Raw genomic sequence first — 26,483 nt, 5'->3', positions numbered from 1 at the left:
TGCGCCAAATCCGAACACCCAAGCGCCAAATAACACACCAACCTCGCCAAATCTGACCTCCCACACGCCAAATTATCCTGCAAACCCGCCAAATCCACACGACAAACCCATAAAATGAACAATGGTGAGCGCCCCTTTTCACGCTCACCACTGTCTCACTCATCTATTCATTGCTGGTTTACTATCATTTCTACGACAGATGGAAGAATGCCGCCGTTCAAGTAGCATTCCTTTTCCACTTCATTATCGATTCGCAAGATGACCGGGAAATGGAGTTCAGTGCCGTCTTTCCGGACCGCTTTCATGTCGGTTGTTTGCCCGGCAATGAAGGATTGATCGTTCACACCGCAAATGGAGTATGTTTCGCTGCCGTCCAGGCCTAGTGCTTCTGCGGATAGGCCTTCCCCAAATTGGACAGGAAGGACGCCCATTCCAACAAGATTGCTGCGGTGGATCCGTTCGAAGCTTTCAGCCAAGACAACTTTCACCCCAAGGAGTGAGGTGCCCTTTGCCGCCCAGTCGCGCGAGCTGCCCGTCCCGTATTCCTTCCCGGCGATGATGATCAAATTGCGGCCTTCTTTCTTGTAGCGCCGCGCCGCTTCAAACATGCTGACCACTTCTCCTGTCGGCCGGTGTGTCGTAAAACCGCCTTCCTTCCCGCCGGCCATCCGGTTCCGCAAGCGGATGTTGGCGAACGTACCACGTTCCATGACAAGATGGTTGCCCCGCCTTGCTCCATAGTTGTTGAACGAGCGCGCCTCGATTCCCTGCTCACTCAGAAATCTTCCGGCTTCGCTATGAAGGGGAATTTGCCCAGCCGGCGATATATGGTCAGTTGTAATCGAGTCGCCCAGCACCGCAAGAGGCGTCAATTCCCTTGTGTTCTGCTCGATAGATGTCTTCACATAGCCTTTGTCAAAATAAGGAGCCTTTTGAATATAAGTCGACTCTTTATTCCATTCATACTGCAAGCCATCCGGCGCGTCGATCGACTCCCATGTTTCGTTGGAATCCACCCGGCTGTATTCGTCCTTGAACAAGGATGCGTCAATTGTATTTGAAATAATGGCTTGCACTTCTTCAGCGGACGGCCAAATGTCACGCAGATAAACAGGAGATCCCTCGGCATCCATGCCAAGCGGCTCCATCTCCATATCGAGATCGACTCTGCCCGCGAGAGCAAACGCGATGACCAGCGGAGGCGATGCGAGATAATTTGCCTTAATGGACGGATGGATGCGTCCCTCAAAATTCCGGTTTCCGCTCAGCACGGAAGCTACGATCAGTTCCTTGTCCTGTATCGCCTGTTCCACTTCAGGCGCCAGCGCCCCGCTATTTCCGCAACATGTGGCGCAGCCATATCCGTCAATATGGAAGCCAAGTTGTTCAAGCGGTGCCAAAAGGCCGGCTTTCTCCAAATACTTCGTCACGACCCGCGACCCCGGCGTCAGTGTCGTCTTGACGTAGCTAGGGGGCCGCACCCCTTTGTCCGCCGCTTTTTGAGCGAGCAAACCCGCAGCAATCATAACGGAAGGATTTGATGTATTCGTGCAGCTGGTGATAGAGGCCAAAACTACAGCACCCGTTCCGATCTGGTTACAGTCTGGCTCCGCAGAAGGTAATTGGTCTGTCCCATAGCCGCCTTCTGTCACCGGTTTCCTGAGTACATCAATGAACGCATTTTTCATCGAGGCTAGCGGAATCGTATCCTGTGGACGTTTCGGACCGCTTACGATCGGCACAATGCTGCTCAGATCAATTTCCATCGTCTCCGTATAGTCCGGTGCTTCCTCTTGTCCTGAAACAAACAGGCCTTGCGCCTTCCAGTACGCTTCAGCAAGCGGAACGGCTTCACTTCGGCCTGTATTCCGTAAATAATCGAGTGTCCGCTCGTCCACCGGGAAGAAACTCATGGTCGCGCCGTACTCCGGGGCCATATTGGAGATGGTTGCCCGGTCTGGCACCGAAATATCCTGCACGCCCTCTCCAAAGAACTCGACGTACTTGCCAACGACCCCTTTTTTACGAAGCATGCTCGTAACCGTCAACGCAAGATCCGTCGCCGTCACGCCTTCACGCAGCTGGCCTTTCAACCGGATGCCGATCACTTCCGGCATGACAAAATACAGAGGTTGTCCAAGCATGGCAGCTTCCGCTTCAATACCGCCGACGCCCCATGCAACGGTGCCAATCCCGTTTACCATCGGCGTATGGGAATCCGTGCCAACAAGCGAATCCGGATAAACCCATGGCCCGTCACTGCGTGTCTCAGTCCGAACGCTAGTTGCCAAATACTCCAGATTCACCTGGTGCACGATCCCATTCGACGGCGGAACGACCCCAAAGTTCTTGAAGCTTTTCTGCGCCCATCTCACGAATGAATACCGTTCCGCATTCCGCTCGTATTCCAGTGCGAGGTTGCGGCCGAATGCTTCCCGGTCTCCCGCATGTTCAATGATGACCGAATGGTCGATGACGAGATCTACCGGAATCATCGGGTTGACGGATGCCGGATCCCCGCCCCGGGACGCAACGGCATCCCGCATAGATGCGAGATCCACGATCGCGGGAACGCCGGTGAAATCCTGCAGGACGATGCGCGCCGGCTTGAACGGAACTTCCGCAGCCGGACCGCTTCCCCAGTTTGCCAATGATTGCACATGCTCATTAGTAATATAAGTTCCGTCGTAGTTCCGAAGCGCCGATTCCAATAAAATCTTGATTGAATACGGCAAAGAGCTGACCTTGGTGTACCCGAGCTCCTCAAAACGACACAATGATATGTATTGATATTTCGTTCCGCCGACTGACAGTTCATCCATCAGTTCCGTTATCTTTAAATCCAATAGTTGTTGCATCTTCCTCACACCTTTCAAGAAGCGTTCTTCATTCCGGTATATAACAATGGCCCGTCATCATTCGGCGAGCCGTCCGATCCAGCCCGACAGTTGCGACGTCTCGCCCGTCCTCGGTCAACGAGACGGCTACCTCAGCTATCCCGTCCGGATGGCCGATGCGGACAACTTGCCGGCCATTTCTCGAAGGGCCGCGGAAGGCATCTCCCGGAATCGTTCCGGAAATCAATAGAACCGCCGCTAAATTATAGAGCCCGCTTCCTGCGAATGTCCGGTGAAATTTCCCCATCGATATCATGCGTGCGATAACATCCACTTCATTTGCCTTGATTTGCCGCCCCGATGTGGAAACATAATCAGCCGGAGGGGAAACGAGTGCGATCTTCGGAATCGAAGGAATCGCTTTTGCCGCTTCGATGGACGGAGAAAGGCCCGCCTTCACCGCCCCTGTCAGCCGGATCGCTTCCAGCTTCTCAAGCAGCCCTTCATTCGCCGCAAGCTCTGCGTTCGGCTCCGTGCCGTCCAATCCGAAATCCGAGGCGGAGACGAACACGAAGGGATTGACAATATCGGCAATCGTCACAGTGAATCTCCCGCTTGCGGTTTCCACATCTGCTCGATGTCCACAAGGGAATGTTGCACCTGTTTTGCCGCCGCCCGGCGAAAGGATGGACACCTCGATTCGTGCCCCTGGACGATTTAAGCCCGGCATGAGGAAATCCCCGGTCGCTGCGGCATATCCTTCAGCAGTCACTGGAACTTCCATGCGGACATCCCGGTCGATATTCGCATTGTGGACAATTACAGATACTGAGGTGCTTCCTTCCGGCACCTCCACATATCCCTCGTCAATTGCGAATGCCCCGATGGCCGCCATCAGATTGCCGCACGTCCCCTCTGCGTCCACGACAGGTGTGCCAATGCCGACTTGGTAAAATGTATAGGAAAGGCACGCGTCCGTTGAATCGGATTCTCCAATTACCATCACCTTGCTCGTATGAGAGGTTCCTCCGCCCAGGCCATCCACCTGGGAAGGATTGTACGCATCGATTGCCTCCATGAAAATCCGATTCCATTCTGAGCGGGATGCTGGCAAATCCTCTTCCTTGAAGAAAATCCCACGACTCGTCCCGCCACGATACACTGCACATTTAATCGATCTTTGTTCCATGCGAATCAACTCCTGTTCATTCCGGCAAAATAGTTTTGGCGATTTTTCCGTCCAGCGCCTCATACTCCTCCAGGCCGATCGTGTCGTACAATGCTTTCCGTGTCTGCATCCGGTCAAGCTTGCCCTTTTGAGTGCCCATTTCGAAGATTTCCGTGAACACTTCTTCGTATGCTTTAGCAGCTGCCCGCAAAGACGTCACCGGATAAATGACCATGGAGTAGCCATAAGACTCAAATTCATCGGCTGTATAGTAATCCGTCTTTCCGAACTCGGTCATATTCGCAAGCAGCGGGACATCGAACAGGCTTCCGATCTTTCGGAATTCCTCCTCCGTCGTGAGCGCTTCCGGGAATAATCCGTCCGCTCCTGCTTCCACGTAGAGCTTCATCCGATTCACCGCAGCGTCCATCCCTTCCACAGCGAGTGCATCCGTGCGCGCAATGACGACGAGAGAAGGGGCCACCTCTTTGATTGCTTTAATCTTCTGTGCCATTTCCTCTGCAGGGATCAATTTCTTGCCATTCAAATGGCCGCATTTCTTGGGCAGATCCTGGTCCTCAATCTGCACCGCCGCCACATTCGCTTCAACCATTTCTTTCGCAGTCCGGGCGACATTTAAAACGCCACCAAACCCTGTGTCGATATCGGCCAGCACCGGTAACCCCGCTGCCCGTGTCAGTTCCCTTGCGCGTTCCGCCACTTCCTGCGAATGCAAAATGCCGAGATCTGGCAAGCCGCGGCTGGCTGTAAAAGCGGCGCCTGACAAATAGAGAGCCTCAAACCCAACCCGCTTTCCAATGAGCGCTGACATCCCATCATGAGCACCAATAATTTTTAAAATCGGCTTTTGTTTAATTCGCGATAAAAACTGCCCCGCCAGTTCCTTCTGCGTCTTCTGTTCTGTAATAAGCCACGTCATATGTATCCCTCTTTCTTTTATTGTTAATAAAATAACTTCCAATAGCCGTACATGGTCGCTATCAAAATGGCAAACCATGTTCCCATCGATAGCGAACCGATTTTCAATAAATCCTTCTTCGAAAAATGACCGTATTCATAACTGATCAAATGGATAGGCGACTGCGTCACAAGCAGAAACCCGGGAATTCCCATTAAAAACACACCCATTGCAAGGAAAAGCGGATTTTGATCAGGAAATGCTTGCCCGACGGTAACCGCAATCGGTAAAATGATCGTCAAAAAGCCGAGAACGTTCACGAACACCAAGCGCAACAATGCCGTTACGGCAAGTAGCAAAAGAACAATCCATACATAGGAATCGGTCGCGAAAAGTGTAACGAGCATGTTTGCGAATGCATTTACCGCACCAGTCGCAATCAACATATTTGACAGCATTAATGTTGCCGCGAAAAACAAGATGAGATCCCATCCAATTTTTTTACTCGCCTGTTCCCATCTCCAGACACCCGAATACGGCAGCATCGTCAACGCAGCACCAAGCAATGCAACAAGCGAAACGGAATACCCGTGAATGCTTTCCGTCATCCAGAGCAACACAACGAATACTATAATCCACAGCACTTTGATTTCCGGCACGCTCATCTTACCAAGCTTCTCAATCCTGTCATCCATCAGTCCCTTTAGGAGTTGCTTATCGATCGGCTCAGGTGGAAAGATGAAAATGAAAAGAACATACAGTAACAGGATGAATAGCAGGATCGGCGGTCCCATAAAGACAAGCCATTTTACATAATCAAGCCCTCCCGTCAACCCGCCAAGCAGTCCATATGCATAGATCGTCGAACTAGCTCCCGTGGCCACGAAAGCTCCAGAAATGGGCACCATGAATGTCAGGCCGATGAACAGCGACTTTGCCACGTTTTCTACTTTGCACATAGCCCGGAGATTCTCAACGATTTCATCCAAAACGGATGCGACCAGGCTCGCTTTCCCCACATTGGATGGAATAAAGAGAGACAGGACAAACATTAGGATGAAGGAGAAAAATATAAGCAGCCGGCTGGATCCCCGTGACAAGGCAAGAAGTTTCAAGGACAGCCTGCTGGCTAGGCCGGATTCGATGAATGCGCCGGCTATGATAAAAGTCGAAAAAAGCAGCCAGACAATTTCTGAAGCAAAGAATGACAATGTCTCCTCATACGTAAAAAAGTGGAAGGATAACATGAGCATGAGCAACACGGAACTGAATGCCAATGGAAAGACCCCACCAATCCAAAGAGCTTGGATAATGATGAGGCATGCAAACGCTTTTATGACTAGCGGCACTTGGAAAACCGGGAGGAAGGTGAACACGTAAGCAAGCAGACAACTAAAGAACAATAGCGTTTTCCTGCTTTTCATTGCCAACACTTCCTCTAGAATTAGTTTTCGCTCAAGTTTCTTTCCATCTTGCGCTTCCTAAGCCACGACGATAGGAATGGGAACCCGAGAGAAATGATTGTCATGATGACTAGCGCGATCGTGATTGGCGATGCGGTGAGCATTCCGAAAACATTCGGGTACGAAACCAAACTCATCCGGAAATTTTGCTCCATGTCCGAGCCGACGATAGCAGCTAAAATCAAAGGTGCCACTGGGAATTTCAACATTTTCATAACGAGTCCGATTATGCCGAAGATGATCAGGATGACGAAGTCCACCGTCGTGTAACCAAGTGTATATGTACCGATAAATGCAAGAAGCATAATTATCGGATACAAAATACGAGGCGGTGTATCCAAAATTTTTACAAGCAAACCGACAAGCGCAATGTTTAAAATAACAAGGAAAATATTACCTACAAACATACTGTTGATGAACGTCCAAACCATATCCGGGTTGTTCTCAAATAACAATGGACCCGGCTTCATGCCGAGCATGACGATTGCGCCAAGGATGACCGCGGTCGTACCCGATCCTGGAATCCCCATCGTCATCATCGGGATAAAGGCACCCACGGCAGCAGCGTTATTGGAAGACTCCGGCGCAGCGAGGCCTTCGACTGCCCCTTCTCCGAATTCCTCCGGCTTTTTAGAAATCTGCTTTTCCATGGAATAACTCAGCATGGACGCGATTGCGCCGCCAGCCCCCGGAAGAACCCCGACTACAAAGCCAAGCGGACCGTTCCGGATAATCGGCCATTTGGACCGTTTCCACTGTTCTTTCGTAATCCAGATCTTTCCGACCTTCTTCTTTTCACCGACCGGCTTATCAATCGACAAGAAGTTATACAGCACTTCTCCAACCGCATAAATTCCGATGATAACGACGAGGAAGTCAATTCCTTCACTAAGATGCGGGTTGCCCATCGTAAAGCGGTATACCCCTGTCTGCAAATCGATTCCGACTGTACTGATCATGAGACCGATCCCCATGGAAATAAAACCTTTTACCATTGCCCCCTTCGCAAGGGATACGATAGCCGACAACGTAAATACCATTAAGAGGAAATACTCAGCCGGACCAAATTTCAACGCAAACCCTGCGAGAGGCTGCGCAAGCACGATGAAACCAACAACCGCTATCATACCGCCAATAAGAGAAGCAATTGCGGATATCGCAAGCGCCTGTCCCGCCTGCCCCTTCTTCGCCATCGGGTACCCGTCGAACGTCGCTGCGATCGCCGAGCCATCCCCTGGTGTATTGAGCAAAATCGAACTGCGCGATCCACCATACATCGCTCCGTAATAAATCGCAGCCATTAAAATAAGCGCACTGGTCGGATCCATTCCGAACGTGATTGGAATCAGCAACGCGATTGCTGTTGCAGGTCCCAGGCCGGGCAGCATGCCGACGACCGTTCCTAAAAATCCACCGAGCGCAATCCAAAACAAGTTGGCTGGCTGTATTGCGGTCAAAAACCCATCCACTATCACTTGCATATCTTGACCCATCTTTTATCCTCCTTTCTTACGGTAAGCTTACTTGCAGCAACGTGCCGAATGCATACCACGTGACAAATGAAAAGATAACTGCAACCAATACATTGGTAATCCACTTTTTCCGTCCGTTCAGCAAGAACAATAGGCCACCGAGGAATAAAATGGTTGAAATCAAAAAGCCAATACGCTCAAACACCAACGTATATAAAACCATGAGCACAAGTGATACGCCGAGGTAGAGCGGCGCTTTGCCTTCTCGAAGCCCTGCAAAATCCTTAAATGCAACTCCTCTCGCCTTAAACTCCTGGGATAAATAGACGAGGCCGCCACCAATTAGAATAATGGCGATCAATACCGGAAAATACATAGGCCCATTTGGATTACCGAGGTTCGATTTCGGCAGGTTCAAGGATGCAATTAAAAATATGATACCGAGTACAACAGTAAACAAAGGGGTAATGAACCGTACCATTTTCTTTTTCCTCCTTTGGAAGATGAATTAAAAAAGGGAGCCCGCAAATGCAGGACTCGACCTCATGCAAGCTTACTTTTTCAAGCCGGATTCTTCGATCAAATTCTGGTACATCGTTGTTTGCTCTGCAAGGAAAGCTTTTGTATCGGCGCTGTCCTTGTAGAAATCTTCCCAACCGTTGTTTTCAAGTAATTCTTTCCAAGCATCTGTCTTCACCATTTCAGAAAGGGCTTCATCCCAATAAGCAATTTGCTCTTCCGTCATATCTGGCGGTCCAAGAATTCCGCGCCAGTGAGGGAATACCATATCGACACCCTGCTCTTTCCACGTAGGGACATCTGGAAGCTCTTCCAGCCGCTCATCGGAAGTGACTGCCAATACTTTAAATTTCTTTGCAATATGCTGCTCCGAAGATTCCGATACAGCCATTGTCGCTGCATCGACGTGTCCACCTAGCAAACTCGTAACGACGTCACCGCCGCTCTCATATACGAGGAAGTTCAACTTCGTCACATCAACGCCGTACGTCTTTGCAGCTTGCACAAACGATAAGTGGTCATTGTTTCCAAGCCCCGGTGCAATACCGATTTTCACAGACGAAGGGTCTTTCTTGAGTTGCTCCATAAGCGCCTTGGCATCCTGATAAGGCGAATCATTCGGCACCGCAACTGAAATCCATTCAGTCGTCAACGTCGCGATAGGAGTAAATTGTTCATAAGTCAAATCACTTTGGCCTAATAGATTATTAGTAACCAACAAACTAGAGTCGATCGCAAGTGTATGAGCATCTTTTTTCGATAGATACTGCCAGCCCACTTCACCGCTTCCGCCCGGCTTATTGACAACCGTCATGCTTTGGTCAACAATTTTCTCTTCCTTTAAGATCTTTTGGATTGCACGAGCAGTGGCATCCCATCCGCCACCTGGTGTTGCAGGAGCGACAAATTCAATATTCTTCTTTGGAAACTTATCGCCATCACTGTTGGCAGATGAACAAGCACCCAACACCAAAAGCAAGGACATTCCTAAAAACAAAAGCGTTTTCTTCATGAAATCCTCTCCTAACTTAAAAGTCTCTTTGTTCATAATACATTTTCATTTTCGTCTTGTAATCGTTTACAAATTTAAGTCTATTAAATATTTTTAATTAATTTTGTTCATTTTGTTCACACAAAAAAGCATCTTCTCAGATGCTTCCCGACTGTAGAAAAAGATGAGTAGACGTGGATGACAAATTGGCAGGTAGCGCAACTATGCTTTCCAAGTAATTGGCTCCCACTCTGCAAAGTCTGCTTAAAACGGCATTCAACTTTGCTAGAGCTCTTCTATGTGGTAATAGAATAAAACCGCAAAGTACTGCCGTTCTCGTATTTTTCCAAGCTCTAAGCCATTTTCTTTTATGCTCATAGAGAAAAATACTTTCTCTCTGGCCTACCAACAATGCCATATTCCAATTCGGCGCGCAGCTCCCCCTTGGAAACTAGATATTCCAAATAACGCCTAGCGGTTGTCCTAGAAGCACCGAGCTTTTCCCCGACTTCTTCTGCTGTCATTCCTTCGGGCAAGTACGCACAAATTTGCTGGACTTTTTCTAATGTCAGAGGATTGACTCCTTTTGGCAAATCGATGCTCTCCGTTTTTTGAAAATCAGGCCGTCCAAATAGCAAATCAATGGACGACTGATCTTCAATCTCTCCATTTTGAATCATTTCACGCCTTTTCATATATTGTTCAATCACTGCCTTCAATTTGCACAACTCAATCGGTTTCACTAAATAATGAAAGGCTCCTGCCGCCATGCTGCTTGCTACCAATTCCCGTTCCCTTGCAGCCGTGATCATAATAAAATCCGTGTTCGGATATTTATATTTCACCTCACGAATCAACTCCGTCCCGAGTTGGTCAGGCATATATATGTCAAGTACGATTAAATCGACAGGCATTTTCTCGAGAAATTCCCATGCCTCTTTCGCACGAAGTGCCTGGCCGACAACCTTGACACCTTCTATTCTTTCCAGCAGCTGCTGATGAATGCCGGCAATTCGATAATCATCTTCTACAATCAATACATTAATCATTCTGTTCATCCCCCACGTTTCCCCGTTTCGGTATATAGACGGTGAACACCGCCCCATCCTCAGAACTCACTTGAATATCTCCCCCAAGATCCTTTACGATCCGTTTGACATTCCAAAGTCCGAATCCCCGGTTCAACTCGTTCTTCGTTGAGTAACCTTGGTTAAAAAGCTCATCCTCCTTGCCCGGCTGGATCCCTCTACCGTTGTCGGACACTTCAAAGATAATGTAATCGCCAAGGTCTATGGTAAAGAATGTAACACGGCCATCAGGTTGTCCAGACGTCTCTTCTAAGGCATTGTCAATTAAGTTGCCAAGCACGGTCGTCAAAGCACCGGGACTAATAAATTCCGGAAGTGGTTCCAAACTGCTGTTTTCATCTATTTCGAAACAAACTTTCCACTCAGACGCCTTGCCCAGTTTCCCAAATAGAATCGCCTGCACATTCGTATCTATCAAGTTTTCCAAGATAAATTGGCTAGTATGATCATTGATTTCCATTTCCTTCTGTATGGTGCAAATGGCTTCTTCATATTTCCCCAGCTGCAACAAGCCCGATATCAAGTACAGTTTATTTGTAAATTCATGAGTCTGGGCACGCAAGTCATCGGAATACTTCCTTACCTCGTATAGCGTATTGACGACCTCCATGATCTCCGTCTTGTCACGCACGGTGTAGACAGCTCCCCTGACATTTTCATGCAGCTGCATCGGACTCACTTGGACAATTAATTTATTATCGTTGTAATTCATTTCAAGTGTTCTGTTGACCGCCATACCATCATGGTTCACAGGAGAGGGGAAATCAGGAAAGACTTCTGACACTTGCTTCCCCTTAATTTCATTCGTCACACCAAGTATCCTCTTTGCAGCCGTATTGACGATGGTCATCTCACCATTTCGATTCACCGCGATAATACCTTCATCAATAGAAGCCAAAATGGCTTTTCGTTCCATATAAAACTTCGCAATATCCTCCGGCTCCAAACCGAATGTATCTTTTCGGATGCTTCTTGCCAGCAGCAAGCTCAGCAAAATGCCGAGCGCTAAAATAAACAACGAGAAATATAACAATTTAAACGATCGTTCATAAACGATTTCACGCAGATCCGAAAGCAAATATCCAACAGTAACCACGCCAATGATCTGCTTTTGTTCATTATAAATCGGGGCTTTGCTCACGACAGACGGACCAATAATCTCACTTGATTCCATAGAATAATTCGCTCCAAATACAATCGCCTTGAACCCGTCATCAAATTCTTCCTCTCTGCCAATCTTCTCTAGCTGAGGAGAGGCCAGCACTTCGCCTGCCTTATTATGTATAACAATGAACGTTGCATCAATTTGTGCTTCGTAGTACGTAATCAGCGCTTGCAGCTCTGACAATTTATATTCACTATCACTGTGGGTCACTCCGTCCTGCACAGCATCCATAAAGGAAAGCATCTTGGCCGACTGAAGACCGACCACTTTACTACGGTCCATTAAATTCAAGTAATCCAAGACCAGAAACAAAGAGAGCATGAGTAAAATGATAAACGACAGCAATGAAATGACAGCAAGCAGTATTTTTCTTTGTAATTTGCTTTTAAACACTCAATCACTTCCAGAATAGATTGACTTTAGTATAACGCTTTTCCTAGAGAGGTGATAGACGATTCTTCCTTCCTTGTAACTGCCCTTAGATTCAGCAGCTTATATTCAACGGGAACGGCAGTTTTATCTACTTTATTTCCCTTAATCCTAACGCTCGATTTGATTTCCAATTGATTCAACATGATATGTATGGGACCTGAAAAGCTCCAGGGAAAATCAACCCTGGAGCTTCAGACTGTAGACAAAGTCACTTCGAGATGAATAGAAATGCATAAACCAACCGGCAGGGAGCGCAACTTCGCTTTCCATGGGCTTGGCTTCAGCCTCCTCGTCACTTCGTTCCTGCGGGGTCTTCAGCTCAAGCTATTCCCATAGGAGTCTACGTTGCGCTCCCTGCCTTTGAAATAATTTCTTTATGTTTAAGTAAATATGAAAATTCTTTTAACTTCCTATATACAAGGTTCATCATTTTTATTATTACTAACATAACTTGTAAGCAGAACATCCGTTGATTGGAGCGGAAGGCGGCGACTCCTGGGGGATGAGCGGGACAGGTGAGACCCCACAGGAAGCGCAGCGGACGAGGAGGCTCACAGCCCGCCCCCCGGAAAGCGACCGCCAGAAGCGGAAATCAACTCTACTAGGAATCTTATGTGAGTAACAGTTGATTATTATTTTTATACGAGACAACAAATTAATATGCTTTTGTCTACGCTCTGAAGCTCCAGGGAAAATCAACCCTGGAGCTTCATTTTCTTATTATGCACTTGCCTTCGCTTCCACTGGCATCGCCTTTTTCCTCGATAACAAGAAGATTGCGATAACAAGCAGAGCAACCGTCAGCAGCAATGTATACACACTACCCGTAATTCCTGCCACTATGAAGCCGACGAACGCGACAGACGCATTCAGCAAAGCGTAAGGAAATTGAGTTTTGACGTGATCGATATGATCAGCCCCGGCCCCAGTGGACGATAGGATCGTCGTGTCTGAAATAGGCGAGCAGTGATCCCCGAAAATACCGCCCGATAAGACGGCGCCTATGCACACAAGCAGTTGGGCATCGAGGGACACAGCCATCGGTATCGCGATTGGCAGCATGATGGCGAATGTTCCCCAAGAGGTGCCCGAAGCGAGTGCCATGACCGCCCCGACAACAAACAGGATGGCCGGGATGATGAATGCCGGCACATTCCCTTTCATCACTTCAACGATGAAAGCCGCCGTTCCCATTTCCGCAATGACCTTGCCAAGAGACCATGCCAAAACAAGCGTAGCTGCGACATATACCATCTTCTGCATGCCCGTTGTATAAATATCAAAAATCTCATTGAACTTTTTCACCTTGTACACAATCATCAGAATGATAATGGTAATGGCTGCGAACAAATACGCTGTGCTGAGTGCAACACGGAAATCGCCGCCCGGCACCGGAGTGACTGGAAAACCTTTAGAGATCAGCAGGCCGAATAAAGTGACGAAAAGAACAAGCAAAGGAAGCCAAATAAGGATGGCACGGCTGCCATTCGTATACTCCGTCATCTCCTCTGCTTTCCGCAATGGCTTTGATTCCGGCCAATAAAGCTGGCCCGTCTGGCGCACCCGATTTTCCGCTTTCGCCATTGGGCCAAAATCCAGTTTCGTGTACGCGATCAATGGTACGAGAAGCACGGTCAAAATCGCATAGAATTGAAACGGAATGACGTGGATCAACGTGCTGAACTCCGAATCTGCAATGTTCAATTTATCGAATTCGGCGCGGATCAGCCCCATAATATAGACGCCCCATCCGATGAACGGAATGAGCACCGCGACTGGAGAAGCAGTCGAGTCAATGATCCAGGCCAGCTTTTCCCTGGACACTTTCACCTTATCAAAAATCTTTTCAAACACCGGACCGACGATGAGTGGTGTGCCGAGATCCGAGAAAAAGATGAGGATTCCCCCGAACCACGCCGATACTTGGGCGCTCGCGCGTGTTTTTATGTATTTTGCCGAGGAAGCAGCCAATGCCGCGCCGCCTCCCGATTTTTCCATCAGGGCAACGAAACCGCCGATGAAAAATAACAGCACAAGTACAGCCGCATTATAGCCATCCGTCAGCTGCGGGAATAAATAATCCCCAATCATGCCGGTCGTAGCGGTCAGCGGGTTCCCGCCTACAAGCAGAAGAATGCCGACAAACACACCAGAAAATAAAGAAATAATGACGTTTTTCGTAAGAATAGCCAAGATGACGGCTACAAGTGGCGGAATTAAGGAGAGCAAACCCATATGTTCCATGCCCTTCACTCCTTTTAAATGTAATACTGAATAATTATACATATTATAATATAAAAATACAATATGCTTTCATACAGAAAGTTTCACACAAAAAAAGCCACCAGCTGGCGGCTTTTTTCGGACGAATTATCTTCTTTGAAATTCAATATCATTCTTTTCCAGTTTCTCTCTGATTGCATTATGCAGCAGCCGGACGTGCTCGGTCTCCGGGAGCGTCATGACATCTCCGTCCGTAAAATGAAAATCGAACTTCGGGAAACCTCCTTCTTTCGGGAATTCCCGGTATGTCACCACTTCCACCTCACTCCATGGATACCGTTGTTCAGACGCAAACATTCCACGCTTAAAGGATACATCATCCGTTGACACGCCCACATAATGCTGAGTCCCTTCGGCTATGAATAGAATGCATACTAACACACTGACCACACTGATCCACTTTGAAGTTTTATTTAGGCGCAATAAAAATAGTATGAAACAAGCAATGAATAAGGACAGCAGGCCAATTCCGTAGAATAGATAGGCTTTCGCTGGCGCAAGCACTACCCAAGAGTGTGGTACACCATGCATGGAAATAGCGATAAACATAGGGGCTGCTATTAGAAATACGGGTGATAACAGAAAAACTCCGAACGTAATAGCCATCATTACATGGCGGGGCTCATTCTGATCCAACATATCCTCACCTCCCTGTAATGCTACGGATGAGAAGTGAAATAGTTCCAATTAATATTAAATTTAATCAATTGTATAGGAAGTAAGAAAACCAGCACTCTTTGTGCTATACTTTTAATGAGAATGATTTTCATTTTCATTAACAACAGATAGGGGTATGAGAGATGAAAGGAAAAAATCCAGTCGAGCAGGCCATCATCAGCCGAAGAACGATTAAAGCATTCAAGCCAGACCCAGTGGACGTTGAAGAAATTATTGAATTACTGAACGTTGCGAAATGGGCACCAAACCATAAACTGACGGAGCCTTGGCGTTTTCAATTATACACGGAAGAAGGAAAAGACAAATTTGTCCAAGCTTATGTTGATTCCCAAACGAAAACAGATGGAGATATCCCAGAGAAAGTGCAGCGGAAATCCGAGTACTTCCGCAATATCCCGCTCCATCTCGTCGTCATCATGCCCGAAGACCCGCGGCAAAGAAGATGGGATGAAGATTACGGCGCCGTCTCTACCATGATCCAAAACTTCCAGCTTGCTGCGTGGGAACGTGGCATCGGTATGATCTGGCGTTCAAATGATTGGATTTACGATCCGATCTTCCGAGAAGCAATCGGTGTCAAACCGGGCGAAAAAGTCGTAGCTACGCTGATGATCGGCTATCCGAAGCATATTCCGAGCCCACAAGAACGGACTGACATCCGTGAACGGCTCATGATTATCGACAACTGACAAGAAACCGCATCTTCGAATAGAAGGGCGGTTTCTTTCTACATTGCAATAGGTCAAATAACTACGTATTACATCCGTTTGTAGATTCCTTCCAAAGAGTCCCAGACTCTTGATTTCTATTGAATTAGGAATACAATAGAAAAGTACTTTACGGAAGGGACCCACAACATGAAAAAACATACTCTATTTATGCGCTACTGGAATCCTTACGTCGTCCTTGTGATTGCGGGAATCCTGAGCGCTTTCTATTTCGGTCTCACGTCAACTGTCTGGGCGGTGACCGGTGAATTTACCCGCCTTGGAGGCGATCTTCTAAAATTATTGGGAGTCGATATATCTGGCTGGGACTATTATGAAAAGGTACATTTGCAAGGCACGACGTGGAGTCGCCCTGATGGCTGGATGGTATGGGGCATGTTTATCGGTGCCTTGATTATGGTGCTGCTGAGCAATAATTTTAAAATCCGCAAACCACAGCAAAAACGCCGTTATGTACAAGGGCTGATCGGCGGCATCATTGCAGGATTCGGCGCCCGCCTGGCACTCGGATGTAACTTGGCTGCTTTCTTTACAGGCGTACCTCAGTTTTCGTTCCACTCCTGGATTTTTATTGTAGCAACAGGCATTGGTACCTTCTTCGGGACCAAATTGACCAAAACACGCTGGTGGAAAGGACGCCCTACACTGACTAAAGGCGCTGCGAAGCCGTCGACGGTCAAAAAACGTGTAATCCAGCCGTATGTAGGCAGCGTTATTGCCGTTCTTTATATCGGATGGATCGTTTACTTCTTTGCAACCGGGCAGAAATTGCTTGGACTTGGTGCATTATTTGGACTGGCCTTTGGCATTCTCATTGAACGTGGACAAATCTGCTTTACCTCCGCTTTCCGCGACTTATTTCTCGTCGGACGGAGCCTTATGGCAAAAGCGATCATCCTTGGGATGGCCGTCAGCTCTGTGTTGACGATCATCATCATTTCCGTTTATGATTTGACGCCAATTACTCAGATTGCTGCACCAAGCACGTTTATAGGCGGCCTCTTGTTCGGCCTCGGGATTGTGATGGCATCCGGTTGTGAAACTGGCATGATGTACCGGCTGATGGAAGGACAGGTTCTGTTCCTGCCCGTCTTTGCAGGCAACATTATCGGCGCCACATTCCTTGCCTACGCTTGGGATCATCTCGGCATTTATTCGACGCTCGTGCAAAGCGGAGCACCCATCAACCTATTGGATTCGCTCCACCCCGCCGGTGCTATTCTCGCCACCCTTGCTATGCTCGGCTTGCTATATGCACTGACTATTTATCGAGAAAAACGATACCATCAAAAACGGACAATGAAGAAAGGAGCGACAGACCATGCAGGCTGAATTGGAACCCAACTTCACACTCGACCTTCGGGGAGAATCCTGCCCGTACCCCGTCATCTACACATTGGAAGCACTTGAAGGCATGAACAACGGCGAGCTGCTGCTCGTCATTACCGATTGTCCCGGCTCGTTCCGCAATGTGCCGGAAGAAGCCAAGGCACATGGTTACACATTTGCCCAGGAACCCGTGAAGAATGGACAGGAATATTTGTTTTATATTTATGCGTGAAAGAAAAGCCAGAGCCCTCTGTAATGGGGTTCTGGCTTACTCTTTTTATTGAATAAATGTATGGGAGTTAACAAAGTAAATGATTAATAAAATTGATTTCATTCCAAATATGCATCGCTTAAATCAGCATTTAAATATCTAGCCATGCCAGTTTTCACTTTTTTTAAGCCAAGCTTTCGATAAAACTCTTCATTTCCTTTAGTTGCTATCAAATGCACACAAGATACATCTCGTAATTCTTCAAGCAAATGCTCCATAATCTTTTTAGCGACGCCTTGTCGCTGGTACTCCTGATGAACGACAACATCGTAAATGGCTGCGTTGAATACGCCGTCTGTCATTGCCCGTCCAAACCCGATAATTCGTTCGTTACTTGTGACGATTGCGATGACCTGGCTTGCCTCAAACACCTTTTTAATAACTTCCGGCGTATGCTTTGTCCACCCAACAGACGCATACACCTCTTGCATTTCGCTGATATTCACTTTGGAAAAATCATTGATTATATTGATTTCCATAAAAACACCTCACTTCTTTATGAATAAGTTAAATTTTTTGATTCAAGCTCATTTATTGAGAGGAAGTGCTGCTCTACCATATTAATAAGACCTTTTCAAGGATCTTTTTTGTTGTATAGTTTAAGTTTGGCAAAGACTCCAATGAAAAAAAAGCTAAATCTAAACTTTCATCGCCCTTTTTTAAATCTCCAGTTACTTCTTTGGCTTTGAATATAACAGTAGCATTATATATTTCGTCTCCATGAGGAAATTTATAATAAAAATCCTTTCCAGAGGCTAATCCCAAGATGTCAAATCGTTCTGCGATAAGACCTGTTTCTTCAAACAGCTCTTTTTGGGCTGTCTCTTCGAAACTATCCCCCAACTCCATGCCACCACCTGGTATGCCCCAATCATGTGTATCTGAACGTAGCTGTAATAAAATCTCCTGTTCCTCATTAAGCACTATTATGGCAGAACCTGGAGCAATTATTGGTTTTGTCCCTATTACACTTCTTAATGATTGAATGTAATTCATAACGTTCTCCTCTATTCTAATTAAACCATTCCACAATTAACTGTATAAGCTGTTTCACAAAGCTATCCCCGCAGTAATTGCAGTTGAACAAAAAATGTTGCACCCCACTTTTAGGATGCAACATTTTTACGTCTTCCCCGATTAATTCAACAAAGCAAATGCTACCAATGTCCCTTGATCGCAAGATTGGAAGCGATTCTTTTCATAAAAATGTCTGACATCCGGTGCTTCTTCTGTTAAAAGAACTTTTTGCCGAACGTCTTTATATTTATTCAAAGCCTGCTGCATGAGTTGAGTCGCGATTCCTTGATTTTGATAAGCATTCAGGACAAGGATGTCTTGGATATAAATAATGGTTAATCCATCACCAACAATCCGAATGAGGCCGACTAACTCATCTCCGTCCCAAGCTGAAATAACATCTAATGATTGGTATAGCGCTTGCTGCAGAACAGCTAAATCTTTTGTATAAGCATACCATTCCACATCATTATATAACTTCTCCAATTGATACATATTTATCTCTTTACTGCTTTGTAAACTGATCGCCATTTATTTTTCCTCCTCAAATTTTTAGTTTGAAGAGATATTCCATAATTTATCCACTGTCTGATGCCTCCTTTAATGGCTGGTTATCTACGTTCAGAATGGATTTATTATTTCCATCATACTGAATTTCAATAGTTTGCACAATGAGTTTCTTCAAACCAACCCTACTTCTCCTTTTTTCTATCCCCCAAATACGTCCAGAGATAATATAACGACCAAAACACGGCTCCATATAGAAGTAAGAATAAAACCAAATTCAAAGTCTTTTCAAAAAAATCACTTGGCCTAAAGACAATAAAACCTACTAAAAAGATCATGAATGGAATTAGCAGAATCCAATAACGCTTATCTTTATATGGTTTAAAACTAAACATCCAATCTCCCTCGCAGTTCTGAAATTAGCCAACCTATGATTCCAAACCTTACTTCTCCTCTTTCAAAAAAATCTTTTTCAAAGTCGTGTTAATATTAATAAGCGCAATTAATATAAAACCAAGCATAATAAACGTAACCATTTCACCCGTAAAAAAAGATACGACACCTAGAATCAAGGCATACAACGAATACATGTAGTTATTCAAAAAGAACTCCCCTTCCCCCGATTTTTTATCCACTTTCACCATTTACCAATATTGTACCAATTGTCAGCGGAATACTCTTCCTTTATGGCAGAAAAGTTTAATGAATTCTCATCTACAAAACTAATTTTTTTAAAAAGGGAACTTTTCTCCACTGTCGTTACTCTAATTGGAAAAGGGCCACTCGGAAAGGAGAGAGCACCATTTGTGAAAACATCGATGGCAGGGTCAATTTATTTAAAACGAATTAAAAAGCAAGACATGCACGCCCTATTGGATTGGTTTGAGGAACGGCAGTCGAAATTCTTTAAAATCGGTTGGGCGTACTTGAAAGATTATCACGACGTTGAAGATGTCTTTCATAATACCGTTCTAAAAGTTCATGAGAATATCGGTCAGTTGAAGCAAGATCGCTACTTTGAAACATGGGTGACCTCGATTTTCATAAACGAATGCAGAGCGATTCATCGAAAGAAAAGTAAGCAAGTGGTCGAAAGCCCGCCGGATATGTCAGATGAACGACCGATCGAGCATCGGCTGGAACTGATGGAAAGCTTGGACCAGCTCGATAGCCAGCATAAGGAAGTTATCCTTTTGAAATACATACAGGGCTATTCGCAGAAAGAAATTGCAGACATCATCAACGTGCCTGTAGGGACAGTAAAGTCGAGGTTATATAGAGGATTGACGATGCTTCGGAAACTATTTGAAGGCGGTGAAAAGCATGGAGTGTAAACATGCACAGGACCAAATGATAGATTATCTTGAAGGCAACTTGAATGAATGGGAAAGAAAAGAGCTTGAACTTCATATTAAGGAATGCGCTGCGTGCAAAGAGGAATTGATCAAGCTTAAACAGCTGATCGCCTCCTTGGAAGAAGAGAGCGAGGCCATTCATGTGCCAGAGAATCTTATGAAGAACGTGCGGGCTTCTGTTGCAAGCACGCAATGGAATAAACGAAAGACAGTTAAGCGTACTGCCTTACTCGGCGCCGCCGCAGCTCTCTTTCTAACCGTCTTTGTCGGCACAGCGATTGCGACGAATGGTTTTGCTACATTTGCGGACTGGTGGAAAGACTTTGGCCACAAGCAGGAAGAGCAAGTGGAGAACTTTGTGCAGCAAGGCTTGGGCGACAAAGTGAATGTGAGTGCTGAAAGTAATGGCATCAAAATTACTATCACAAATGTCGTAGCAGATGATATGCAAACGCTTGTCTATTATGAAATAGAAGATCAGAAAAGAGAAAACGAATATTTGATTGACTTTCCGAAAGGGCTCAAGGTCGACAATCAGGAAGAACTTTTTAACTCAAAAGAAGAACGAGATTATTCTCCTGTCCGTAACCACCTGCGGTTGCATTCAGAGAATCCCCATATTTCCAAAGGCAGATTGGGCTTGAGACCTTTATCCGAAGAGAAAGGAACCATTCAGCTATCTTTGAATAAAATCCAAAGTCTGGACGGAACTGAAGAAGTAGATGTAAGCATAAAAGAACCCGAATATGTCGAAGGGGACTGGCATTTTAAGATCCCCGTCAAAAAACACCCTGCAATTATTCATGATCTTAACGTGGAGACAGAGTATGAGGGGAATCCGGTGATCATCGACAAACTGACAATCGCTCCGACCGTGACAGTTCTATCCTATCGTTACCGCAACGAGAATGAAGAGCGTAAGCTAGATGGCTTGTCCATCTCGATTGCCGGGATCGAAAGTAAAGAAAACTATGTAACAGGAAGTGCATTTGATTTTGGGGGTGTCGGAGGTTCAACATGGCATAGCAACGGATGGAGTGAGGTGAATGCAACATTTGAATCCCTTTATTTTGAGAACCCGTCCCATATAAAAGTCCATTTCGGGAGTATGGCATTTACCGTAAAAGAAAAAGCCGACTTCTCTATCGATCCTTCTAAACCGTTACCTCAAACATTTAATTATTTGGGGACTACAATCTCCATTGATAACGTGGAGATCGGACATCCGACAAAGATTATGATGAGTGAAGAGCTGAATGCAAATCGTGTTTACCAATCACTCGACTATCATTTCTCAGATGCAGAGGATCACAGTAAATCCACTGTTAGTAACGCGGACGGCTATATCATTGATAAAAACGGCAAGCAATACAAAGCATATGAAAATTTTTATCGCCTTCATGAACTGGAAGAACCGATCCTCTATCCAACCGAGCATGAAATCCAGATTTCTAGGGAAGATGGAGCAGACTTCATTCCAGCCAAACTGTCGATTGACGGGTACCGGATGATCGAGTATAGGGAAAAGGTTGTGGATATTCCTTTGGACTGAAGAAAACGAGAGCCTATTATGCGGCTCTCGTTTTTCTCTTTCCCTTCAAAACTTAGGCATCTCGTCTTCGGTAAAGTATGATAGCTACTGTAATAAAGAGCAGTGTCCATAACAGTAAAATACCTGTCCCTTGCATCACTGTCAGAGCATTTATCTCGTCAGGGGAAAGCGGCATGTACATATAAGATCCTGCCGTATCGGGAGAATAATTTTTAATCCGTGGCAAATAATTTCTCATCAACGGACTGACAATGAAATAGTAACCAAGCAATACCACTAACGCAGGAGTGGTTCGTTTGAATAAAGACCCTACAGCGGCACTGAGAAGTGTAGTTAATGTTAAGTAGCCTGTTGCACCAATTACCGTTCTTATAACGGTGCCTGTTTCAATCCCTGCTGCTGTGTCTTTCATCATAATAAAAGCATAGAGTACACCTGATGCAGCCATGAGAAACGCCATAGGCACCGTTATAACTGCCAAGGCCAAATGCTTTGTTGATAATTGAAATCCCCGCCAAGGTATCACAGTTAAAGTAGTTCGGATCTGTCCTCCCGTATACTCCGAACAAGTGGCCAAGATGCCAAGAATAATGAACCCCGCTTGAAGATAACCCATAGAAGCAAGTCCTGTATCCAGTATACTTTGCGTACCTGTTGCCCCTTGGAGGTTGGCAGAAGTAAAAGCTGCGGTTAACACTACATTTACAATGAATGTAGCCATCAAAGTGCGCCATATCAATGGCAGTGTAACTAATTTATCCAGTTCTGCGCCAAGAATCGATGTTATTTTTCTACTAGAAGAGACCATCATGATGCAACGTCCCTCCTATGAAATACAATGGCTGCTACTATGAAAAGAACGGTTACCCATGCAAACATGATGAACCCGCCTGTAATTGGGGTGTGATATCCTTCGTTCATAAACATATCCATACCAGCTCGATCCGGTAAGTAAAACGCTAACTTTGTAACCCTCGTTAATAGGTATGAGATTGTTACAACAGATGAATTGATAATGAGCACAGTAAGCGGAATAATACCATTCTTTGTCAGGACAGTCATTCCAAATGCTAGTAGAGCAGTAAATGTCCAGTAGCAACCAACCCCGACTAGTTTCGATCCTTCAAATACAGGGGCATATTCACCCAAAATAAGCTTTGTTGCTGACATAGTTGTTACAATAGCAACAACGAAAAGGAGTATGCTGATCACTGCCACAGAACCTGCTTTTGCGAGCAAAAATTGGAGACGGGATGAAACAGCGGTTAAACTCGTTGTAATCTGGTTCCCTCCGCCAGATTCACTGCTCTCTGTCAAATACTCACTGCTGACAGCAAGCACTCCAAGAATAATAATCCCTTGGACACCAGCACCTAATCCTATAAAGCCTACTTCTGATAGCCGCGTGCTGACTCCAGCTAGAATATCATCTTTTTCTGCCATGCAGTCCAGCGCAGCAATGACTGCGGGGGCACAAGCGCCAATGAGAAAGGCAAGCCATATGCCCGGCAGGGAGAATAATTTGGATAGTTCCGCGTTGAATGCTCTCATACAACAGCACCTGCATCCTCAGTAGTCAGGGCAAAAAAGGCTTCCTCCAGTGTGGAATGGCTACCGATTACTTCTTCCAAAGTTCCATTTGCCACGACTTTTCCACGATTAATGATCACCACATCATCCACAGTCTCTGCTAGCTCGCCCATTAAATGACTGGATAGCAGTACCGTTTTTCCGGACGCAGCACGTTCACGTAAAAATGTCCGAATCCAGCGAATTCCTTCTGGATCCAACCCGTTTACGGGTTCATCCAAAATCAATATTTCAGGATCTCCAAGTAATGCAGCCGCCATCCCAAGTCTTCTTCCCATACCAAGGGAATAAGTGCCGACCCGTTTCCCCGCTGCGTCTGTCAAACCTACTATTTCCAGAACTTCCTCGACACGCGAGCGAGGCAATCCTGCAGCTCGGGCAATCCATCGCAAGTGTGCACGTCCCGTTCGCATACGATGCGCTCCAAATCCATCAAGTGCAGCACCTACCGTTGAAAGTGGATTCTGCAATTCTGCAAATGGCTTTCCATCAATTAGTGCGCTCCCAGAGGTGGCACGATCCAATCCAAGCAAAATGCGAAGTGTAGAACTTTTCCCTGCCCCGTTTGGACCTAAAAAACCAGTTACTCTGCCTGGCCTGGCTTCAAAACTGATACCTGATAAGATTTCATGATTTCCGCGATGTTTGACTAAGTTAGTAATTGTAAGCAACCATAACACGCCCTTTCTGCTGTTATGGCTCTCATTATAAGGAAGCAAAGTTACATCTCGGTTATCATGTTGTTTACTTCTGGGTTAACTTTAGGTAAAGCTCTGCCAATCACGACTCTTGTGCCAACTTCATTTGATGTAAATTCCGCTTTCAGCTTCATTTTTTTCAACATATAATGGGAAGCCGATAAACCAATTCCCGCCCCTTGCTCATAAGAAGAGTGATCCATACCTGGCCCTCTATCTGCCACAATGATCTGTTCTTTTTCTATATCCACTACAATGTTTGCATATTTCCCATCTGCTGCATGGCGAAGAATGTTTTGAAATAAATTATCCAAAACCCGTGATATCCAGGCAGGATCTGCATCCCAATAAAACGTTTCCTCTGTTGGCAACTCAACATCGAGCTGAATTTCTTTTTCTTCAAAAACGGGATACCACGAAGCAACAGATGCTCGTACCAAGCGTCCTATGTCTGTTGAAGTAGGGTGAAATGGATGTTTCCCCGAAGTAAGCAATGTATAAGAAAGTAAATCATCCATGAGTTCTCCGACTCTTGAAATCGTATAGTTCATTTCTGTCAATGAATTATGACCTTCTAAACTCATTGATTCTTTATTTAATTTCGTGACATGCCCTCTCAAAATGGTAAGAGGTGTTCGCAAGTCGTGAGATAAATTTGCAATGAGCCGATGTCGTAATAATTCCTCTTCATATTCGCGTTTTTGACTGTCTTCAAGCTGCTGAATCATCCAATTAAATGAACTTCCTAACTGATCGATTTCATCCATCCGATCCGATTGAACAGATAGTGGTTTAGGAAATGAGTTAGTTGCAGCTGAAAATGACATGACTTCCTGCAAGTAGGTAACACGCTTACGAAGTCTTAAAAAGAACAGCCAAGACATGACAACAAACGCGATCATAATAAAACCAAACAAAAGCAGGATAAAGTAAAATTGGTTTACCGTTTTCAGATCTTCTTCATTAATACCCGAAAACCCAATGGGCATAAGGAGAAGAATGAGCACAATGGGAGGAAAAAAGATAAATAGAAAATGACCCATTAGAAAACGATGAAATAATGATCTATTCTGTTTCATAGTTTCACCCGATAGCCAATTCCCTTCAACGTTTCAATAATCTCCGAGGAATCGGGATACCGTTCCAGCTTTTGGCGCAACCGACTGATATGGACCAATACTGTTTTATCGCCAGTCATATAAGGTTCGTTCCAAATCGCTTCATAAATTTGTTCTTTCGGTAACACTTGGTTCGGATGGCGTAAGAAATACATTAAGATTAGATGTTGTTTCCCTGTTAGAATAATTTCCTCTCCTGTATGTTTGTCATAGACCATTTGAATCTCTGGATCTACTTCAATATGATTTCCTAATGAAATACGTTCGGAATGGTTTCCACCGTTTCTACGGATTAACACTTCTATTCTTGCCACTAATTCATCTGTATGAAATGGTTTCGTAACGTAATCATCAGCAAATTGTAAACCATCTACCTTATCATGTATCGATGTTCGAGCGGATAACAGCAAGATTGGAACAGCAGGAGCTGCCTTTTTTAGCCGTTTACCTACAGTAAATCCGTCCAAGCCAGGCAACATGATATCCAAAATAACAATTTCATGCTGTTTTACTTGTTCTTCGGCTCCTTCTCCAGTAAGCAGCCATTGAACGGAAAATCCTCGCTGTTCTAATTCTTCTTTCACCCAACTGCCTATCTTCTCATTATCTTCAATATATAATACGCTTCTTCTCAAGCAGCATCCCTCACTCTAAGTTTCGAAATTGTCTTATATTATAACATTAACATAGGAATCTAATTTCCAATCAGCTTAATCAGCTTACTTATGTAAATTTGTAACTTTGCAGGAGTAACTCTTCCAATCTGCAAACGTCTAACCAATAGTATCCTTTTCAGTAAGGAGGCAACAGGATGCGGAGTATAGTTATAGTCGTAATCAGCTCAGTTGTATTCCTATTTTCAAGTTTCGTAACTTGGTACGAAGGTTCAGCCCTCTTATCCAAACCTTGGGAATGGGAACATACAGCGATCTTCACAAGTCTGCTGAAAGGAACCATCGAATCCCCGGATACAATATTGCCGATTGATCACTTCTTCTATGCAGCTAAGTTTTCCCCTTTCTTCCCTTTGCTCATGCTAGTTTCAAGTATTCTGCTATTGCAGCAGGCGGTCAGCTGGTTGAGTAAAGGAACTCGGCGGACTTTAAGCATTTTTTATGGTTTTTCCCTATTTGGCTCCCTTTTAATATTTTTCCTATTAAAGCAATCACCGACATATGGGCTCCAATTGCTCTCGTGGTTCTTTCTTGTACTAGCGGTTTTATCAGTTGAACTGATCGTTCATCTCACGCTGGGTACGAATAAAATAATAGGTAAGTAATAGTTATATTGAATTCAAGATAAA

The 26,483-nt window shown here is 45.4% G+C and carries 27 protein-coding genes; 7 read left to right on the top strand and 20 right to left on the bottom strand.

What is annotated here, in order from left to right:
- Positions 1-167 precede the first annotated feature (167 nt).
- The 9 genes from acnA to ACSW3C_RS14380 all read right to left on the bottom strand — a co-directional run bounded on the left by acnA (position 168) and on the right by ACSW3C_RS14380 (position 12,015).
- Entirely contained in the window at positions 168-2,858 is a 2,691-nt protein-coding gene (gene acnA / locus ACSW3C_RS14420; protein WP_486563500.1) for an aconitate hydratase AcnA, read from the bottom strand.
- A gap of 28 nt (positions 2,859-2,886) precedes the next feature.
- A complete protein-coding gene (locus ACSW3C_RS14415) occupies positions 2,887-4,026 on the bottom strand; it encodes a PrpF domain-containing protein (protein ID WP_486563499.1) in 1,140 nt (379 codons plus the stop codon).
- A gap of 16 nt (positions 4,027-4,042) precedes the next feature.
- The gene (gene prpB / locus ACSW3C_RS14410; RefSeq protein ID WP_486563498.1) at positions 4,043-4,945 is read right to left on the bottom strand and encodes a methylisocitrate lyase; all 903 of its coding nucleotides are present in this window, start codon (positions 4,943-4,945) and stop codon (positions 4,043-4,045) included.
- Positions 4,946-4,968: 23 nt separating this feature from the next.
- The gene (locus ACSW3C_RS14405; protein ID WP_486563496.1) at positions 4,969-6,348 is read right to left on the bottom strand and encodes an SLC13 family permease; all 1,380 of its coding nucleotides are present in this window, start codon (positions 6,346-6,348) and stop codon (positions 4,969-4,971) included.
- Positions 6,349-6,368: 20 nt separating this feature from the next.
- A complete protein-coding gene (locus ACSW3C_RS14400; protein WP_238079001.1) occupies positions 6,369-7,880 on the bottom strand; it encodes a tripartite tricarboxylate transporter permease in 1,512 nt (503 codons plus the stop codon).
- A 16-nt stretch (positions 7,881-7,896) separates the two neighbouring features.
- Positions 7,897-8,340 carry a tripartite tricarboxylate transporter TctB family protein gene (locus ACSW3C_RS14395; protein ID WP_486563494.1) on the bottom strand — a complete coding sequence of 148 codons (444 nt, stop codon included), beginning with the start codon at positions 8,338-8,340 and terminating at the stop codon, positions 7,897-7,899.
- 72 nt (positions 8,341-8,412) lie between these two features.
- Positions 8,413-9,390: a tripartite tricarboxylate transporter substrate binding protein gene (locus ACSW3C_RS14390; RefSeq protein ID WP_486563492.1), complete on the bottom strand. Its 978-nt coding sequence runs from the start codon at positions 9,388-9,390 to the stop codon at positions 8,413-8,415.
- Positions 9,391-9,743: 353 nt separating this feature from the next.
- Entirely contained in the window at positions 9,744-10,418 is a 675-nt protein-coding gene (locus ACSW3C_RS14385) for a response regulator (protein ID WP_486563491.1), read from the bottom strand.
- The gene (locus tag ACSW3C_RS14380) at positions 10,411-12,015 is read right to left on the bottom strand and encodes a sensor histidine kinase (RefSeq protein ID WP_486563489.1); all 1,605 of its coding nucleotides are present in this window, start codon (positions 12,013-12,015) and stop codon (positions 10,411-10,413) included. The genes ACSW3C_RS14385 and ACSW3C_RS14380 overlap by 8 nt, the downstream gene beginning before the upstream one ends.
- 508 nt (positions 12,016-12,523) lie before the next feature.
- Between ACSW3C_RS14380 and ACSW3C_RS14375 the strand changes: the two genes are divergently transcribed.
- Complete coding sequence (locus ACSW3C_RS14375; RefSeq protein WP_486560570.1) at positions 12,524-12,676, top strand: hypothetical protein; 153 nt, start codon at positions 12,524-12,526, stop codon at positions 12,674-12,676.
- A gap of 98 nt (positions 12,677-12,774) precedes the next feature.
- On the opposite strand, the gene ACSW3C_RS14370 is transcribed toward ACSW3C_RS14375, so the two are convergent.
- Together ACSW3C_RS14370 and ACSW3C_RS14365 are read right to left on the bottom strand one after the other, a co-directional pair.
- Entirely contained in the window at positions 12,775-14,298 is a 1,524-nt protein-coding gene (locus tag ACSW3C_RS14370; protein ID WP_486563487.1) for a Na+/H+ antiporter NhaC family protein, read from the bottom strand.
- Between the two features lie 126 nt (positions 14,299-14,424).
- A complete protein-coding gene (locus ACSW3C_RS14365; RefSeq protein WP_486563485.1) occupies positions 14,425-14,976 on the bottom strand; it encodes a hypothetical protein in 552 nt (183 codons plus the stop codon).
- A gap of 161 nt (positions 14,977-15,137) precedes the next feature.
- Here ACSW3C_RS14365 and ACSW3C_RS14360 point away from each other — a divergent pair, with 161 nt between their 5' ends.
- From ACSW3C_RS14360 to yedF, 3 genes are all read left to right on the top strand, one after another.
- The gene (locus ACSW3C_RS14360; protein WP_486563484.1) at positions 15,138-15,704 is read left to right on the top strand and encodes a nitroreductase family protein; all 567 of its coding nucleotides are present in this window, start codon (positions 15,138-15,140) and stop codon (positions 15,702-15,704) included.
- Positions 15,705-15,872: 168 nt separating this feature from the next.
- Positions 15,873-17,075 carry a selenium metabolism membrane protein YedE/FdhT gene (gene yedE / locus ACSW3C_RS14355; RefSeq protein ID WP_486563482.1) on the top strand — a complete coding sequence of 401 codons (1,203 nt, stop codon included), beginning with the start codon at positions 15,873-15,875 and terminating at the stop codon, positions 17,073-17,075.
- Positions 17,065-17,304: a sulfurtransferase-like selenium metabolism protein YedF gene (gene yedF / locus ACSW3C_RS14350; RefSeq protein ID WP_486563481.1), complete on the top strand. Its 240-nt coding sequence runs from the start codon at positions 17,065-17,067 to the stop codon at positions 17,302-17,304. The genes yedE and yedF overlap by 11 nt, the downstream gene beginning before the upstream one ends.
- A 98-nt stretch (positions 17,305-17,402) precedes the next feature.
- Here the strand turns inward: yedF and ACSW3C_RS14345 are convergent, their stop codons facing one another.
- From ACSW3C_RS14345 to ACSW3C_RS14330, 4 genes are all read right to left on the bottom strand, one after another.
- Positions 17,403-17,822 carry a GNAT family N-acetyltransferase gene (locus ACSW3C_RS14345; RefSeq protein WP_486563479.1) on the bottom strand — a complete coding sequence of 140 codons (420 nt, stop codon included), beginning with the start codon at positions 17,820-17,822 and terminating at the stop codon, positions 17,403-17,405.
- A gap of 73 nt (positions 17,823-17,895) precedes the next feature.
- On the bottom strand, positions 17,896-18,339 hold the full coding sequence (locus ACSW3C_RS14340; RefSeq protein ID WP_486563477.1) for an NUDIX hydrolase: 444 nt from the start codon (positions 18,337-18,339) through the stop codon (positions 17,896-17,898).
- Between the two features lie 141 nt (positions 18,340-18,480).
- Positions 18,481-18,891, bottom strand: a complete 411-nt coding sequence (locus ACSW3C_RS14335) for a GNAT family N-acetyltransferase (RefSeq protein ID WP_486563476.1) — start codon at positions 18,889-18,891, stop codon at positions 18,481-18,483.
- 419 nt (positions 18,892-19,310) lie between these two features.
- The gene (locus ACSW3C_RS14330) at positions 19,311-19,469 is read right to left on the bottom strand and encodes a hypothetical protein (protein WP_486563474.1); all 159 of its coding nucleotides are present in this window, start codon (positions 19,467-19,469) and stop codon (positions 19,311-19,313) included.
- Positions 19,470-19,673: 204 nt separating this feature from the next.
- Between ACSW3C_RS14330 and ACSW3C_RS14325 the strand changes: the two genes are divergently transcribed.
- Both ACSW3C_RS14325 and ACSW3C_RS14320 read left to right on the top strand, forming a co-directional pair.
- Positions 19,674-20,201 carry an RNA polymerase sigma factor gene (locus tag ACSW3C_RS14325; protein ID WP_486563472.1) on the top strand — a complete coding sequence of 176 codons (528 nt, stop codon included), beginning with the start codon at positions 19,674-19,676 and terminating at the stop codon, positions 20,199-20,201.
- Positions 20,191-21,774, top strand: coding sequence for a DUF4179 domain-containing protein (locus ACSW3C_RS14320; RefSeq protein WP_486563470.1), 1,584 nt, complete (start codon positions 20,191-20,193; stop codon positions 21,772-21,774). The genes ACSW3C_RS14325 and ACSW3C_RS14320 overlap by 11 nt, the downstream gene beginning before the upstream one ends.
- Before the next feature lie 52 nt (positions 21,775-21,826).
- On the opposite strand, the gene ACSW3C_RS14315 is transcribed toward ACSW3C_RS14320, so the two are convergent.
- Genes ACSW3C_RS14315 through ACSW3C_RS14295 form a run of 5 tightly spaced genes read right to left on the bottom strand, consistent with a single transcriptional unit; the run spans position 21,827 to position 25,815 of the window.
- Positions 21,827-22,585: an ABC-2 transporter permease gene (locus ACSW3C_RS14315; RefSeq protein WP_486563469.1), complete on the bottom strand. Its 759-nt coding sequence runs from the start codon at positions 22,583-22,585 to the stop codon at positions 21,827-21,829.
- Positions 22,582-23,325 carry an ABC transporter permease gene (locus ACSW3C_RS14310; protein ID WP_486563467.1) on the bottom strand — a complete coding sequence of 248 codons (744 nt, stop codon included), beginning with the start codon at positions 23,323-23,325 and terminating at the stop codon, positions 22,582-22,584. Before ACSW3C_RS14310 ends, ACSW3C_RS14315 begins: the two co-directional genes overlap by 4 nt.
- Positions 23,322-24,044 carry an ABC transporter ATP-binding protein gene (locus ACSW3C_RS14305; protein WP_486563465.1) on the bottom strand — a complete coding sequence of 241 codons (723 nt, stop codon included), beginning with the start codon at positions 24,042-24,044 and terminating at the stop codon, positions 23,322-23,324. Before ACSW3C_RS14305 ends, ACSW3C_RS14310 begins: the two co-directional genes overlap by 4 nt.
- 41 nt (positions 24,045-24,085) lie before the next feature.
- Entirely contained in the window at positions 24,086-25,141 is a 1,056-nt protein-coding gene (locus ACSW3C_RS14300; RefSeq protein WP_486563464.1) for a sensor histidine kinase, read from the bottom strand.
- Positions 25,138-25,815: a response regulator transcription factor gene (locus tag ACSW3C_RS14295; protein WP_486563463.1), complete on the bottom strand. Its 678-nt coding sequence runs from the start codon at positions 25,813-25,815 to the stop codon at positions 25,138-25,140. The genes ACSW3C_RS14300 and ACSW3C_RS14295 overlap by 4 nt, the downstream gene beginning before the upstream one ends.
- A gap of 176 nt (positions 25,816-25,991) precedes the next feature.
- On the opposite strand from ACSW3C_RS14295, the gene ACSW3C_RS14290 reads away from it, so the two are divergent.
- The gene (locus ACSW3C_RS14290; RefSeq protein ID WP_486563462.1) at positions 25,992-26,459 is read left to right on the top strand and encodes a DUF4306 domain-containing protein; all 468 of its coding nucleotides are present in this window, start codon (positions 25,992-25,994) and stop codon (positions 26,457-26,459) included.
- Positions 26,460-26,483: the final 24 nt, after the last annotated feature.

Source organism: Sporosarcina sp. AD_1, assembly GCF_057373025.1.
This window is presented reverse-complemented; position numbering and strand designations above follow the sequence as displayed.

What these genes read in the sequence shown, in the direction of transcription:
- acnA (WP_486563500.1), bottom strand. Translation starts at nt 2,858, where the DNA reads ATGCAACAACTATTGGATTTAAAGATAACGGAACTGATGGATGAACTG.
- ACSW3C_RS14415 (WP_486563499.1), bottom strand. Translation starts at nt 4,026, where the DNA reads ATGGAACAAAGATCGATTAAATGTGCAGTGTATCGTGGCGGGACGAGT.
- prpB (WP_486563498.1), bottom strand. Translation starts at nt 4,945, where the DNA reads ATGACGTGGCTTATTACAGAACAGAAGACGCAGAAGGAACTGGCGGGG.
- ACSW3C_RS14405 (WP_486563496.1), bottom strand. Translation starts at nt 6,348, where the DNA reads ATGAAAAGCAGGAAAACGCTATTGTTCTTTAGTTGTCTGCTTGCTTAC.
- ACSW3C_RS14400 (WP_238079001.1), bottom strand. Translation starts at nt 7,880, where the DNA reads ATGGGTCAAGATATGCAAGTGATAGTGGATGGGTTTTTGACCGCAATA.
- ACSW3C_RS14395 (WP_486563494.1), bottom strand. Translation starts at nt 8,340, where the DNA reads ATGGTACGGTTCATTACCCCTTTGTTTACTGTTGTACTCGGTATCATA.
- ACSW3C_RS14390 (WP_486563492.1), bottom strand. Translation starts at nt 9,390, where the DNA reads ATGAAGAAAACGCTTTTGTTTTTAGGAATGTCCTTGCTTTTGGTGTTG.
- ACSW3C_RS14385 (WP_486563491.1), bottom strand. Translation starts at nt 10,418, where the DNA reads ATGATTAATGTATTGATTGTAGAAGATGATTATCGAATTGCCGGCATT.
- ACSW3C_RS14370 (WP_486563487.1), bottom strand. Translation starts at nt 14,298, where the DNA reads ATGGAACATATGGGTTTGCTCTCCTTAATTCCGCCACTTGTAGCCGTC.
- ACSW3C_RS14365 (WP_486563485.1), bottom strand. Translation starts at nt 14,976, where the DNA reads ATGTTGGATCAGAATGAGCCCCGCCATGTAATGATGGCTATTACGTTC.
- ACSW3C_RS14360 (WP_486563484.1), top strand. Translation starts at nt 15,138, where the DNA reads ATGAAAGGAAAAAATCCAGTCGAGCAGGCCATCATCAGCCGAAGAACG.
- yedE (WP_486563482.1), top strand. Translation starts at nt 15,873, where the DNA reads ATGAAAAAACATACTCTATTTATGCGCTACTGGAATCCTTACGTCGTC.
- yedF (WP_486563481.1), top strand. Translation starts at nt 17,065, where the DNA reads ATGCAGGCTGAATTGGAACCCAACTTCACACTCGACCTTCGGGGAGAA.
- ACSW3C_RS14345 (WP_486563479.1), bottom strand. Translation starts at nt 17,822, where the DNA reads ATGGAAATCAATATAATCAATGATTTTTCCAAAGTGAATATCAGCGAA.
- ACSW3C_RS14340 (WP_486563477.1), bottom strand. Translation starts at nt 18,339, where the DNA reads ATGAATTACATTCAATCATTAAGAAGTGTAATAGGGACAAAACCAATA.
- ACSW3C_RS14335 (WP_486563476.1), bottom strand. Translation starts at nt 18,891, where the DNA reads ATGGCGATCAGTTTACAAAGCAGTAAAGAGATAAATATGTATCAATTG.
- ACSW3C_RS14320 (WP_486563470.1), top strand. Translation starts at nt 20,191, where the DNA reads ATGGAGTGTAAACATGCACAGGACCAAATGATAGATTATCTTGAAGGC.
- ACSW3C_RS14315 (WP_486563469.1), bottom strand. Translation starts at nt 22,585, where the DNA reads ATGATGGTCTCTTCTAGTAGAAAAATAACATCGATTCTTGGCGCAGAA.
- ACSW3C_RS14310 (WP_486563467.1), bottom strand. Translation starts at nt 23,325, where the DNA reads ATGAGAGCATTCAACGCGGAACTATCCAAATTATTCTCCCTGCCGGGC.
- ACSW3C_RS14300 (WP_486563464.1), bottom strand. Translation starts at nt 25,141, where the DNA reads ATGAAACAGAATAGATCATTATTTCATCGTTTTCTAATGGGTCATTTT.
- ACSW3C_RS14290 (WP_486563462.1), top strand. Translation starts at nt 25,992, where the DNA reads ATGCGGAGTATAGTTATAGTCGTAATCAGCTCAGTTGTATTCCTATTT.